Origin of the sequence: Kitasatospora sp. NPDC088548, from assembly GCF_044753005.1 — a bacterium.
In the GTDB taxonomy this organism is placed as follows: Bacteria; Actinomycetota; Actinomycetes; order Streptomycetales; family Streptomycetaceae; genus Kitasatospora.
In genome coordinates, this window is the sequence record NZ_JBIVMI010000004.1 from 106492 (window position 1) to 119619 (window position 13128).

At 71.5% G+C, this 13128-nt stretch carries 11 protein-coding genes and 1 pseudogene; 3 read left to right on the top strand and 9 right to left on the bottom strand.

The features are described from left to right. Positions 1-58: 58 nt before the first annotated feature. The 3 genes from sigJ to ACIP82_RS08005 form a co-directional block, all read right to left on the bottom strand. Positions 59-979, bottom strand: coding sequence for an RNA polymerase sigma factor SigJ (gene sigJ / locus ACIP82_RS07995; RefSeq protein ID WP_363607496.1), 921 nt, complete (start codon positions 977-979; stop codon positions 59-61). A gap of 202 nt (positions 980-1181) precedes the next feature. Next, positions 1182-3200, bottom strand: a complete 2019-nt coding sequence (locus tag ACIP82_RS08000; RefSeq protein WP_400651989.1) for an ABC transporter ATP-binding protein — start codon at positions 3198-3200, stop codon at positions 1182-1184. Then, entirely contained in the window at positions 3197-4930 is a 1734-nt protein-coding gene (locus tag ACIP82_RS08005; protein WP_363607495.1) for an ABC transporter ATP-binding protein, read from the bottom strand. The genes ACIP82_RS08000 and ACIP82_RS08005 overlap by 4 nt, the downstream gene beginning before the upstream one ends. A 345-nt stretch (positions 4931-5275) precedes the next feature. Between ACIP82_RS08005 and ACIP82_RS08010 the strand changes: the two genes are divergently transcribed. Beyond that, positions 5276-7198, top strand: a complete 1923-nt coding sequence (locus ACIP82_RS08010) for an AMP-binding protein (RefSeq protein WP_363607494.1) — start codon at positions 5276-5278, stop codon at positions 7196-7198. A gap of 56 nt (positions 7199-7254) precedes the next feature. Continuing rightward, positions 7255-8484, top strand: coding sequence for a radical SAM family heme chaperone HemW (gene hemW / locus ACIP82_RS08015; protein ID WP_400651993.1), 1230 nt, complete (start codon positions 7255-7257; stop codon positions 8482-8484). Positions 8485-8502: 18 nt separating this feature from the next. Here hemW and ACIP82_RS08020 read toward each other — a convergent pair whose 3' ends face one another. The 6 genes and pseudogenes from ACIP82_RS08020 to htpX all read right to left on the bottom strand — a co-directional run bounded on the left by ACIP82_RS08020 (position 8503) and on the right by htpX (position 11819). Then, on the bottom strand, positions 8503-8904 hold the full coding sequence (locus ACIP82_RS08020; RefSeq protein WP_363607492.1) for a PIN domain nuclease: 402 nt from the start codon (positions 8902-8904) through the stop codon (positions 8503-8505). Continuing rightward, the gene (locus ACIP82_RS08025) at positions 8901-9134 is read right to left on the bottom strand and encodes a type II toxin-antitoxin system VapB family antitoxin (RefSeq protein ID WP_363607491.1); all 234 of its coding nucleotides are present in this window, start codon (positions 9132-9134) and stop codon (positions 8901-8903) included. Before ACIP82_RS08025 ends, ACIP82_RS08020 begins: the two co-directional genes overlap by 4 nt. A gap of 73 nt (positions 9135-9207) precedes the next feature. Next, positions 9208-10041: a DUF3097 domain-containing protein gene (locus tag ACIP82_RS08030; RefSeq protein WP_363607490.1), complete on the bottom strand. Its 834-nt coding sequence runs from the start codon at positions 10039-10041 to the stop codon at positions 9208-9210. A 43-nt stretch (positions 10042-10084) separates the two neighbouring features. After that, positions 10085-10243 (bottom strand): annotated as a pseudogene (locus ACIP82_RS08035) (hypothetical protein); the annotation flags it as partial. A gap of 42 nt (positions 10244-10285) precedes the next feature. Then, positions 10286-10876 (bottom strand): hypothetical protein, encoded by a 591-nt coding sequence (locus ACIP82_RS08040; RefSeq protein ID WP_400651998.1) that lies wholly within the window; start codon positions 10874-10876, stop codon positions 10286-10288. Between the two features lie 22 nt (positions 10877-10898). Continuing rightward, the gene (gene htpX, locus ACIP82_RS08045; protein ID WP_363607488.1) at positions 10899-11819 is read right to left on the bottom strand and encodes a zinc metalloprotease HtpX; all 921 of its coding nucleotides are present in this window, start codon (positions 11817-11819) and stop codon (positions 10899-10901) included. A gap of 261 nt (positions 11820-12080) precedes the next feature. On the opposite strand from htpX, the gene hrcA reads away from it, so the two are divergent. Beyond that, positions 12081-13115, top strand: a complete 1035-nt coding sequence (gene hrcA, locus ACIP82_RS08050) for a heat-inducible transcriptional repressor HrcA (protein ID WP_363607487.1) — start codon at positions 12081-12083, stop codon at positions 13113-13115. Positions 13116-13128 lie beyond the last annotated feature (13 nt).

Genomic DNA, 13128 nt, shown 5'->3' on the forward strand with positions numbered 1-13128 from the left:
ACGACGTGGCCGGCCCGGCTGTGACAGTGACCCGCGTCACGCTCGCGTCACCCCGGCGTCATGCCGTCGGCGCCTCGTTCAGGTGGGCCAGCTTCTCCGGGTTGACCACGGCGTACGCCTCGGTGATCCGGCCGTCGGCGACGGTGAACGCGACCACGCCGCCGATCCGGCCCGGGCTCTCGTACCAGACCAGTCCGGGCTCGCCGTTGACCAGGGCGAAGCCGACTCCGGCCTCGGCCGTGACCCACTTCGAGGCCAGCCCGGCCACCAGCCGGGAGACCTTCTGGGCGCCGAGCACCGGGCGGGCGCCCGCGGTGACGATGCCGCCGCCGTCGGAGTGCCAGACCACGTCCGGGTCGAGGACGGCCAGCAGGCCCTGGATGTCGCCGCCGGCGGTGGCGGCGGCGAAGGCCCGCACCGCCTGCCGGTGCTCGGCCGGATCGGCGGTGGCGCGCCGGCCGCCGTCCTTCACCCGGCGCCGGGCCCGGGAGGCCAGCTGGCGGGTGGCGGCGGGGGTGCGGTCGAGGCCGGCCGCGATCTCGTCGAAGCCGACCGCGAACACGTCGTGCAGCACGAACGCGGCCCGCTCGGCGGGGGTGAGCTGCTCCAGCACGGCGAGCAGGGCCAGGGAGACGGACTCGCCGCGTTCGGCCAGCTCGGCCGGGGAGGCGGGGGAGTCCTCGTAGGAGACGGCCGGCTCGGGCAGCCACTCGCCGAAGTAGGCCTCCCGGCGGGCCCGGGCGGAGCCCAGCTGGTCGTAGCAGAGCCGGGTGACGACGGTGGTCAGGAAGGCCCTCGGGTCGGCGACGGCGGCCTGGTCCGCGGTCCGCCAGCGCAGCCAGGCCTCCTGCAGCACGTCCTCGGCGTCGCTGAACGAGCCGAGCAGCCGGTAGGCGACCGAGCCCAGGTACCGCCGGTTCGCCTCGAAGGCGTCCGGGTCCTGGCCCGCCGTGGAGGGAGCCGAGAGGTCGTCACGCACGGCCCCACCGTAGCGGCCGGCCTCCGGAAGCCGAAGAGCCGGAGTGGGACGTCGGACCGGCCGACCTCTCACTCCGGCTCACCCCGCGAACCGACCGCGGGCTCACCCCGCGAACCAACCGCGGGCTCACCAGGAACCGGACACGGGCTCACCACCGAAGCGGCGCGGGCCCACCACGAGCCGGCCACCCGCCCACCACCGGTCAGTCCACCTCGGCCACCGCCTCGGCGAACTGGGCCTGGTACAGCCGCGCGTACGCGCCGTCCGCGGCGATCAGCTCGTCGTGCGAGCCCTGCTCGACGATCGAGCCGTTCTCCATCACCAGGATCACGTCGGCGTCCCGGATGGTGGAGAGCCGGTGGGCGATCACGAAGCTGGTGCGGCCGGTGCGCAGCCGGGCCATGGCGCGCTGGATCAGCACCTCGGTACGGGTGTCCACCGAGCTGGTCGCCTCGTCCAGGACCAGGATCGACGGCTGCGCCAGGAACGCCCGGGCGATGGTGATCAGCTGCTTCTCGCCGGCGCTGACGCCGGTGCCCTCGTCGTCGATCGCGGTGTCGTAGCCGTCCGGCAGGGTCCGGACGAAGCGGTCCACGTGCGCGGCGCGGGCCGCCTCGATCACCTGCTCGCGGGTGGCCCCGACGGAGCCGTACGCGATGTTGTCGGCGATGGTGCCGCCGAACAGCCAGGTGTCCTGGAGCACCATGCCGATGCCGGAGCGCAGGTCCTCGCGGGACATCGCGGCGATGTCCACCCCGTCCAGGGTGATCCGCCCGCCGCTGACCTCGTAGAACCGCATCAGCAGGTTGACCAGGGTGGTCTTGCCGGCGCCGGTCGGGCCGACGATGGCCACCGTCTGGCCAGGCTCGACCTTCAGCGAGAGGTCCTCGATCAGCGGCTTCTCGGGGTCGTAGCGGAAGGACACGTCCTGGAAGGCGACCCGGCCGCGCACCTCGTCCGGGCGCTCCGGCATGGCCGGCTCCGGGGTCTGCTCGGGCGCGTCCAGCAGCTCGAAGACGCGCTCGGCGGAGGCGACGCCGGACTGCACCAGGTTGGCCATGCTGGCGACCTGGGTGAGCGGCTGGCTGAACTGCCGCGAGTACTGGATGAACGCCTGCACGTCGCCGATCGACAGCGCGCCGCTGGCCACCCGGAGCCCGCCGACCACGGCGACCAGCACGTACTGCAGATTGCCGATCAGCATCATCGCGGGCTGGATGATCCCGGAGATGAACTGGGCCCGGAAACTCGCGCTGTACAGCGCCTCGTTGTGCTCGCGGAAGACCTCGGCGGACTCCTTCTGCCGGCCGAAGACCTTCACCAGGGCGTGGCCGGTGTACATCTCCTCGATGTGCGCGTTGAGTTGCCCGGTGGACTTCCACTGCTGGACGAACTGCGGCTGCGCCCGCTTGCCGACCTTGGCCGCCACGACCACCGACAGCGGGACGGAGACCAGGGCGATCAGCGCCAGCAGCGGCGAGATCCAGAACATCATCGCCAGTACACCGACCACGGTGAGCAGCGAGTTCACCACCTGGCCCATGGTCTGCTGCATGGACTGGCCGATGTTGTCGATGTCGTTGGTGACGCGGCTGAGCACCTCGCCGCGCGGCTGCTTGTCGAAGAAACTGAGCGGCAGCCGGGAGAGCTTGGCCTCGACCTCCTCGCGCAGCCGGTAACCGGCCCGCTGGACCGCCGTGGTGGCGAGTCGTCCCTGGACGATGCCGAACGCGGCGGAGACGGCGTAGATCGCCAGCACCCAGAGCAGTACGGTGCCGATGGCGCCGAAGTCCATGCCCTGGCCGGGGGTGAAGGCGGTCGACGAGAGCAGGTCGGCGACGCCGCCGTCGCCGTGGGCGCGCAGGCCCTCGACGACCTGCTCCTTGGAGGTGCCGGACTGGAAGCGGGCGCCGATCACGCCGGCGAAGATCAGGTCGGTGGCGTGGCCGAGCACCTTGGGGCCGGTCACGGCGCAGCCGATGCTGAGCACGCCGAGCGCCATGACGCCGCTGAGCAGGGCGCGTTCGGGGCGCAGCAGTTTGAGCAGCCGTTTGCCGGAGTTCTTGAAGTCCATCGACTTCTCGGCGCCCTGGCCGCCCATGAACCGGCCGGGGCCGGCCGGTCCGCGGCGGGCCGCCGCGGCCTGGGAGTCGCTGGCGGGCCCGGCCGGGGCCGCCGCGGGCGCCTTCGTGAGTCGGGCGCCCTTCTCGGGGGTGGTCACGCCGCCTCCTGCTCGGTGAGCTGGGAGAGCACGATCTCCCGGTATGTCGGGTTTCCGGCCATCAGTTCGCCGTGGGTGCCGCTGCCGACGACGGCGCCCTCGTCCAGGACGATGATCCGGTCGGCGTCGCGGATGGTGGAGACGCGCTGGGCGACGATCAGCACGGTGGCGTCGGCGGTCTCCCGGGAGAGCGCCTTGCGGAGCCGGGCGTCGGTGGCGTAGTCGAGCGCCGAGAAGGAGTCGTCGAAGAGGTAGACGCCGGGCTTGCGGACCAGGGCTCGGGCGATCGCCAGGCGCTGGCGCTGGCCGCCGGAGACGTTGCCGCCGCCCTGCGCGATGGGCGCGTCCAGGCCTTCGGGGAGACGCTCGACGAACTCCTTGGCCTGGGCGACCTCCAGCGCGTGCCAGAGCTCCTCGTCGGTGGCGTCGGGCCGGCCGTAGCGCAGGTTGCTGGCGACGGTGCCGGAGAAGAGGTACGGCTTCTGCGGGACGAGTCCGACGGTCTCGGCGATCGCCTCGGGGGCGAGGTCGCGCACGTTCACGCCGTCCAGCAGGACCTGGCCCGCGGTGGCGTCGAACAGCCGGGGGACCAGGCCCAGCAGGGTGGACTTCCCGCTGCCGGTGGAGCCGATCACGGCGGTGGTCTCGCCGGGGCGGGCGGTGATGTCGATGCCGCGCAGCACCGGGGCCTCGGCGCCCGGGTAGCGGAACTCGACGTCGCGCAGCTCCAGGTTGCCCCGGCGCAGCACCTCGGTGACCGGCGCGGAGGGCGGGACGACGGTGGAGTCGGTGGACAGCACCTCCTGGATCCGCTCGGCGCAGACCTCGGCGCGCGGCACCATCATGAACATGAAGGTGGCCATCATGACGCTCATCAGGATCTGCATCAGGTAGGAGAGGAAGGCGGTCAGGCCGCCGATCTCCATCCCGCCGCTGTCGATGCGGTACGCGCCGAACCAGAGCACGGCGACGCTGGAGACGTTCACCACCAGCATCACGGCCGGGAACATGAACGACATCAGCCGGCCGACCTGGATGGCGACACCGGTCAGGTCGTCGTTGGCGCGGGCGAACCGGGCCTGCTCGTGGTCGTCCTTGACGAACGCCCGGATGACCCGGATGCCGGTGATCTGCTCGCGCAGGATCCGGTTCACGGTGTCGATCTTCACCTGCATGCTGCGGAACTTCGGGCGCAGCGAGCGGACCAGCAGCACGACGACGACGCCCAGCACCGGGATCACGGCCAGCAGCAGGGCGGAGAGCGGCACGTCCTGATTGAGCGCCATGATGATGCCGCCGACGCACATGATCGGCGCGGCCACCATCAGCGTGAAGGCCATCAGGGCCAGCATCTGGACCTGCTGGACGTCGTTGGTGGTCCGGGTGATCAGCGAGGGGGCGCCGAACTGGCCGAGCTCGCGGGCGGAGTAGCTCTGCACCTGGTCGAAGATGCCGGCCCGGAGGTCCCGGCCGAAGGCCATCGCGATACGCGCGCCGTAGTAGACGGCGCCGATCGAGCAGGCGGCCTGGGCCAGGGTGACCCCGATCATCACCCCTCCGACCTCAAGGATGTAGCCGGTGTCCCCCTTCACCACCCCCTGGTCGATGATGTCGGCGTTGAGCGTCGGCAGATAGAGCGCCGCGAGGGTCGACACCAGCTGGAGCAGTACCAGCAGGGCGATCGGTCGGGAGTACGGGCGCAAGTACGCCCTTAGCAGTCTGATCAGCACTGGCACACTCTTGTCGTCGACGGTGGGATTCGCATCCCGATTCTCGTTCTTCGGTGGACCGGTAAAGGCGATTCCGGGCTTGCGAGCCGGATCTTTGCCCAGTCCTTTGCCGAACGGCCGGGCGTGCCCGGTCGTGCCCCGCGCCGGTGGCCCGCTCGGGTGCCGGCCGGTCGCACCCCCTTACGGAATGGCGGCTTTCCCCCTAGGCTGCTGATAGCCCCCTTGTTACTCGCCGGTACCCGTCCGGTCGGCCGGGGGCCGGCGACCGCCCCCACGGGCGCCGCGACAATCCCTCAGACGGCCACCCGAATCCCTCAGACGGCCACCCGCCACCGGAGGTCCTCGTTGAGTTCCGCGCAGTCCCTGATCGGCTCCGGCAGTGCCGACATCGTCGCCGGGCGTCCCGCCTCCGTCGCCCACCTGTTCCTGGAGCGGGTCGCCGCCACCCCGGGCGGTGAGGCCTACCGCTTCCCCGTCCCGGTCGACGAACACGCGGCGGACAGCACCCCCGGCGCCGAACAGTGGCGCTCGGTGACCTGGGCGCAGACCGCCACCCGGGTCCACGCGGTGGCCGCCGGCCTGCTGTCGCTCGGCATCCGCCCGGAGGACCGGGTCGCGCTGATGGCCTCCACCCGGCTGGAGTGGATCATCGCCGACCTCGGCAACATGTGCGCGGGCGCCGCCACCACCGCCGTCTACCCCAGCACCAACGCGGACGAGACGGCGTACATCCTCTCCGACTCGGGCTCCAGAGCCCTGTTCGTCGAGAACGACACCATGCTCGCCAAGGTCGTCGGCGAGATCGGCCAGCTCCCCGAGCTGCGCACCGCGATCATGTTCGACCCGGCCGACGCCGTCCCGGAGACCCCCGGGCTGAACGTGCTCACCCTGGCCGAGCTGGAGCAGCTCGGCGCCGAGTACCTGGAACGGCACCCGGACGCCATCGAGAAGACCGTCGCCGCGCTCGACAAGGAGCAGCTGGCCACCCTCATCTACACCTCCGGCACCACCGGCCGGCCCAAGGGCGTGCGCCTGGTGCACGACTGCTGGGCGTACCAGGGCCGGGCCCAGGAGGCCAGCCGGCTGCTGCGCACGGAGGACGTGCAGTTCATGTGGCTGCCGCTGTCGCACGTGTTCGGCAAGAGCCTGATCTGCGGCCAGATCGCCACCGGCCACGTGATGGCGGTGGACGGCCGGGTCGACCGGATCATCCACAACCTGCCGGTCGTCCGCCCGACCATGATGGCCTCGGCGCCGCGCATCTTCGAGAAGGTCTACAACGGCATCGCCGGCAAGGCGCGGGCTCAGGGCGGTGCCAAGTACAAGATCTTCCTGTGGGCCGCGCGAACGGCCCGCGCCTACGCCCGCGCCACCCAGGAGAGCCGGATCGCCACCGGCCACGACAGCGCCCCGCTCGGCCTGCGGCTGCAGCACGCGCTCGCCGACAAGCTGGTCTACGCCAAGATCCGGGCCGCCTTCGGCGGGCGGATGCGCGGCTCGGTCTCCGGCAGCGCGGCGCTGGCGCCCGAGATCGGTTACTTCTTCGCCGGTATCGGGGTGCCCGTACTGGAGGGCTACGGCCTGACCGAGTCCTCCGCCGGGATCACCGTCAACCGTGCCGAGGACGTCCGGGTCGGCACCATCGGCACCGTGCTGCCGGGCAGCGAGGTCCGGATCGCCGAGGACGGCGAGATCCTGCTCCGCGGACCCGGCGTGATGCGCGGCTACCACAACCTGCCGGAGAAGACCGCCGAGGTGCTGGAGCCGGACGGCTGGTTCCACACCGAGGACATCGGCGAGATCGGCCAGGACGGCTTCCTGCGGATCACCGACCGCAAGAAGGACATGTTCAAGACCTCCGGCGGCAAGTACGTCGCGCCGAGCGAGGTCGAGGGCAGGTTCAAGGCGGTCTGCCCGTTCGTCAGCAACATCCTGGTGATCGGCAACGGCCGCAACTACTGCACCGCGCTGATCGGCCTGGACGAGTCGGTGATCATGCCGTGGGCCGCCGGGCACGGCCTGGCCGGCAAGCCGTACGCCGAGGTGGTCGCCGATCCGCAGGTGCGCCAGCTGATCGACGGCTTCGTGCGGCGGCTCAACGCCGACCTCCAGCGCTGGCAGACGATCAAGAAGTTCACCCTGCTCCCGCGCGACCTGGACATCGAGCACGGCGAACTCACCCCGAGCCTGAAGATCAAGCGCCCGGTGGTCGAGCGGACGTACGCGGACGCCGTCGCCGAGATGTACGCGGGCGCCAACGAGGCCTGAGCCGCCCCTGCCGTACGGCTCGCCCGGTCGGGTGAGCCGTACGGGACAATGGGGTCATGCCCTCCGCACTTCCCGACGGCGAACCCGTGCCGTCCGACGGTTCCCTGCCCCCGCACGCCCTCGCCGGACTCGGGACGCGGCCCTTCGGCTTCTACCTGCACGTCCCGTACTGCGCCAGCCGCTGCGGCTACTGCGACTTCAACACCTACACCGCCACCGAGCTGCGCTCCTCGGGCGCGGTCGCCTCGCAGGAGACCTACGCGGACAACGTGGTCGCCGAGATCCGGCACGCCCGGCGGGTGCTGGGCGACACCGACCTGCCGGTGCGGACCGTCTTCCTCGGCGGCGGCACGCCCACCCTGCTGCCCGCCCGGGACCTGGTGAAGATGCTCGCCGCGATCCGCGAGGAGTTCGGGCTCGCCGACGGCGCCGAGGTCACCACCGAGGCCAACCCCGAGTCGGTCGACCCGGCGTACCTCGCCGAGCTGCGCGCGGGCGGCTACAACCGGATCTCCTTCGGCATGCAGAGTGCCCGCCCGCACGTGCTCCAGCTGCTCGACCGCCACCACACCCCGGGCCGCCCCGAGGCGTGCGTCGCCGAGGCCCGCGCGGCCGGTTTCGACCACGTCAACCTGGACCTCATCTACGGCACCCCCGGTGAGTCCGACGACGACTGGCGGGCCTCCCTGGACGCCGCGATCGGCGCCGGGCCCGACCATGTCTCGGCCTACTCGCTGATCGTCGAGGAGGGCACCAGGCTGGCCGCCCGGGTCAGGCGCGGCGAACTGCCGATGATCGACGACGATGTGCACGCCGACCGCTACCTGATCGCCGAGGAGGCGCTCGCCGCCGCCGGGTACTCCTGGTACGAGGTCTCCAACTGGGCCACCACCCCCGAGGGGCGCTGCCGTCACAACGAGCTCTACTGGACCGGCGCCGACTGGTGGGGGGCCGGTCCCGGCGCCCACAGCCACGTCGGCGGCGTCCGCTGGTGGAACGCCAAGCACCCGGCCGCCTACGCCCGGGCCCTCGCCGAGCACCGCACCCCCGCCCAGGGCCGCGAACTGCTCACCGCCGAGGACCGCCGGGTCGAGCGCATCCTGCTCGAACTGCGCCTCGCCGAGGGCATCCCGCTCACCCTCCTCACCGACACCGGTCTGAAGGCCGCCGACCGCGCCCTCGCCGACGGCCTCCTCGCCGACACCGCCTACGCGCGGGGCCGCGCCGTCCTCACCCTCCGGGGCCGCCTGCTGGCCGACGCGGTCGTCCGTGACCTGGTGGAGTAGCCCCCTGTCGGACAGGACCTAACAGATCCGCCGGACGGGCTGGCCTGTGAGCTGGGCGATGGTCTCGAAGTCGGCGTCCTGGTGCAGCACGGTCAGCTTGTGCTGGGCGGCCGTGACAGCGACCAGCAGGTCGACCGGGCTGGTGCACTGGTGCCTGCTCGACTGCGCCAGAAGTTGCTGGAGTTCCGCGGCGTCCTGCCAGGCGCTGTCCCGCAGGTGCCGGTACGGGAAGAGCTCACGCAGCAGGTCGGCCGCTTCGAAGTAGGAGGCCCGTCCGCCGACCGCCCGCAGGTACTCCTGGCGGACCGGTTCGCAGAGCAGGACCAGTCCCGCGGTCACCGCCTCGTCCCAGGCCGAGCCGGTCTGGCCGCGCATCAGGCGGACCAGCGCGCTGGTGTCGATCAGGAACTCCTCGGTCACGCGGCCGACCTCGCTGACGTGTCACCGCCGGCCGGGTAGCCGATGGCTGAGAAGTCGATCTCGCCCTCGGCCACCATCTCCCGCATCCGGGCCAGCGCGTCCGCGCGGCGCCGGCGGTCCGCTATCTCGCGGAGGGCGGCATTGACCGTGTCCTTCTTCGTGGTGGTGCCGAGGTAGCGGGCGGCGTCGGCCAGCGCCTCGTCGTCCAGGTCGATCACAGTGCGGGACATGGGGACCTCCCGGTGGCGTATATCCGTTTCGCGAACAGGATATACGCGTTCGCGAACGCGGTACGGCTTGTCGTCAGTCCGGCAGCGTCACGAAGTCGATCAGTTCCTCGACCCGGCCGAGGAGTTCGGGCTCCAGATCCTTGAAGGAGTCCACCGAGGCGAGGATGCGCTTCCAGGCGGCGGGGGTGTCCGCCGGCCAGCCGAGGCGGCGGCAGACGCCCTCCTTCCACACCTCGCCGCGGGGGACGCCGGGCCAGCCGGGGATGCCGACGCTCGCGGGCTTCACGGCCTGCCAGATGTCGATGTAGGGGTGGCCGACGACCAGGACGGCGTCGCCGGTGACCCGGGCGGCGATGCGGTGCTCCTTGGTGCCGGGGAGCAGGTGGTCCACCAGGACGCCGAGGCGGCGGCCGGGGCCGGGGGCGAAGTCGGCGACGATGGCGGGCAGGTCGTCGACGCCCTCCAGGTACTCGACGACCACGCCCTCGATCCGCAGGTCGTCGCCCCAGACCCGCTCGACCAGCTCGGCGTCGTGCCGGCCCTCGACGTAGATGCGCGACTCGCGGGCCACCCGGGCCCGGGCGCCGGGGACGGCGATCGAGCCGGAGGCGGTGCGGCCGGGGGCCCGGGACGGCGCGGGCGCGGCCGCCGGGGGGCGGACCAGGGTGACCGGCCGGCCCTCCAGCAGGAAGCCGCGCGGCACCAGCGGGAAGACCCGGTGCTTGCCGAAGCGGTCCTCCAGGGTGACGGTGAAGCCCTCCGCGGTCTTCTCGCACCGCACCACCGCTCCGCAGAAGCCGGTCGCCGCCTCCTCCACCACCAGGTCCCGCTCGGCGGACACCTCCGGGGCGGGCTGCTGCCGCTTCCACGGCGGGGTCAGGTCGGGTCCGTACTGGTGGCTGCGCATGGAAGGTGACTATAGGGAAATCCGGCGGAGGGCCGGCGGGAGGTCAGAGCCCCGGCGCGCCCCAGACCGGGAACCAGCGGGTGAGGTCCTTCTCCAGCCGCAGGTCGTTCCCGAGCATGGCGTTGACCTGCAGTTCCAGGGGGCTGTTCCGCTTCTCCCCGCCGCCCGGCATCGGCGCGAACGGGTAGAAGGTGCCGCGCTTCGCTCCGATAAACCGGACCAAGAAGGCTCTCTCTGCCACGCCTCAGCCTTCCAGGCCTGGCGCACCCCAGAGGGGGAACCACCGGCTCAGGTCTGGTTCGATGCGAAGATCGTTCTTGAGCATGTTGGAGATCTCGATCTCCAGAGGGTTGTTCCGCTTCTCTTGCCCGCCAGGGCGTATACACAGCGGGTAGAACGTGCCGCGCTTGTACAGGTAGACCAGCGCCAGCGACTGCCCCCGCTCGTCGCGGAAGGCCACCAGCGAGCAGAGCAGCTGCGGTCCGAAGCCGTTCGCCTCCAGCTCGCTGTTGACCGCGTGCAGGTCGTTGACCAGCTCCGGCAGCTCCTCCGGGGTGTGCCGGGCGAGCAGCCAGGAGTAGCCGTACCCGTCCTTGGAGGCCTCCACCGGGACGCCGCCGCGCTCGGTGTCGGCGTCCAGCAGCGCCCGCACCTGCCGTTCGACCTCGCCGAACGCCCCGCCCTCGACGGCCGCGAAGCAGACCGAGCCGAGACCGGTCGGCCGGAAGCCGGTCGCCGCCTCCAGGGTCAGTGCCGCCGAGGGGACCCCGAACAGCTGGTCGAGGTCGGGCTTGACGGGCTTGGTGCGCCCGAACAGGGCGTCCAGGAATCCCACGGCGGTCCTTTCCCGAGGTGGTTCAGCGGCCCAGCTGGGCCGAGATCTTCGCCAGCTGCTCCAGCCGCTGCTCCAGCGACGGGTGGGTGGAGAACAGCTGCGAGGCGGTCTCCCGGGCGCTCAGCGCCGGGGCGAAGTAGAAGGCGTTGTACGGCTGTGCCTGGCGCAGGTCCTTGGACGGGATCGCGGCGATCTGGCCGGTCACCTTGGTCAGCGCCGACGCGAGCGCGCTGGGCCGGCCGGTGAGCTGGGCGGCGGCGCGGTCGGCGGCCAGCTCCCGGTAGCGGGAGAGCAGCCGGGTGAGCAGGAAGCTGATCGCGTACACCACGATCGACACCAGCGGGATGATCAGCGCGGCGATGGCGGCGTTGGAGTCGTTGTTGTTGCGGCCCCCGCCCATGAATCCGCCGTACATCGCGATCCGGGTCATCGCCCCGGCCAGCACCCCGAGGAACCCGGCGATGGTCATCACCGCCACGTCCCGGTGCGCCACGTGCGAGAGCTCGTGCGCCAGCACGCCCTCCAGCTCCTCCGGCTCCAGCCGCCGCAGCAGCCCGGTGGTCACGCAGACCACGGCGTTCTGCGGGTTGCGGCCGGTGGCGAACGCGTTCGGCATGTCGTTGTCGGCGACCGCCACCCGCGGCTTGGGCATGTCGGCCAGCGCGCAGAGCCGGTCGATGGTGCCGTGCAGCTGCGGATACTGTTCCGGGCTCACCCGGTGGGCGCCCATCGCCCGTTCGGTGATCTTGTCGCTGAACCAGAACTGGGCCACGAAGAGACCGCCCGAGATCAGCACGATCAGTGGCCAGGCCCCGCGCAGCAGCACGATCAGCAGGCCGGTGAATCCGACGTACAGCAGCCCGATCACGAACATCGTCGCGACCATGCGGCCGGTCAGGCCGCGGTCGGGTGCGAAGCGCGTGTGCTGGCCCGAGCTCGACATCGCTGCTCCTCCGTTAGCCGTTCGCTTTCGATGCTGCCACCCGGACGGGCCCTCGGCATCACCCGCGCGCCGGATATTGCGCGCAGGATCACTCGGGCCGGGCCGTTCCTGCCGTCGGACCCGGGCCTTACACTGGCAGGTACGGTTCTGGCACTCGGCTGTTCAGAGTGCCAAAGCCGGGGCCTCCCAGAACGGCCCGCAACATGCCAGAACGGACACATGTCACTACGGACAACGTGCGAAGACGGAGGTGCGTGCCCCATGGCCGGTGAGGTCCGTCAGCTGGACGACCGCAAGCTCGCGGTGCTTCGCGCCATCGTCCAGGACTACGTGGGAACCGAGGAGCCGGTCGGCTCCAAGGCCCTGGTGGAGCGGCACAGCCTCGGCGTGTCCCCGGCCACCGTCCGCAACGACATGGCCGCGCTGGAGGAGGACGGCTACATCCACCAGCCGCACACCAGCGCCGGGCGGATCCCCACCGACAAGGGCTACCGGCTCTTCGTCGACCGGCTCGCCGAGGTCAAGCCGATGAGCGCGCCCGAGCGGCGGGCGATCCGGCACTTCCTGGACGGTGCGGTCGACCTGGACGACGTGGTCGCCCGGACGGTCCGGCTGCTCGCCCAGCTCACCCGGCAGGTCGCGGTGGTCCAGTACCCCTCGCTCTCCCGGTCGACCGTCCGGCACATCGAGCTGGTCGCGCTGGCCCCGGTCAAGGTGATGCTGGTCCTGATCACCAACACCGGCCGGGTCGAGCAGCGGATGATGGACTGCCCGGGCCCGGTCGGCGAGACCCTCCTCGCGGATCTGCGGGCGCGGATCAACGCGCACGCGGTCGGGCAGCGGCTGCCCGAGGTGCCGGGGCTGCTGGAGGAGTTGCCGGCCGGTTTCGAGGCGGCCGACCGGCCGGCCGTCGTCACCGTCCTGGCGACGCTCTTCGAGGCGCTCGCCGAACAGAACGAGGAACGGATCATGCTGGCCGGCACGGCCAACCTGACCCGTTTCGGCCACGACTTCCCGCTCACCATCCAGCCGGTGCTGGAAGCGCTGGAGGAGCAGGTCGTCCTGCTCCGCCTCCTGGGTGAGACCGGCGACGCGGGGATGACGGTCCGGATCGGCCGGGAGAACGCCTACGAGGGGCTCAATTCCACCTCGGTCGTCTCCGTCGGTTACGGTTCGGGCGACGAGAGCGTGGCCAAACTGGGTGTGATCGGTCCGACCCGGATGGACTATCCGGGCACAATGGGGGCGGTGCGAGCGGTGGCACGGTACGTGGGCCAGATCCTGGCCGAGTCGTAGGAACAGCCACCAT

What these genes read in the sequence shown, in the direction of transcription:
- hemW (WP_400651993.1), top strand. Translation starts at nt 7,255, where the DNA reads ATGCCCTCCGCACTTCCCGACGGCGAACCCGTGCCGTCCGACGGTTCC.
- ACIP82_RS08025 (WP_363607491.1), bottom strand. Translation starts at nt 9,134, where the DNA reads ATGTCCCGCACTGTGATCGACCTGGACGACGAGGCGCTGGCCGACGCC.
- ACIP82_RS08030 (WP_363607490.1), bottom strand. Translation starts at nt 10,041, where the DNA reads ATGCGCAGCCACCAGTACGGACCCGACCTGACCCCGCCGTGGAAGCGG.
- htpX (WP_363607488.1), bottom strand. Translation starts at nt 11,819, where the DNA reads ATGTCGAGCTCGGGCCAGCACACGCGCTTCGCACCCGACCGCGGCCTG.
- hrcA (WP_363607487.1), top strand. Translation starts at nt 12,081, where the DNA reads ATGGCCGGTGAGGTCCGTCAGCTGGACGACCGCAAGCTCGCGGTGCTT.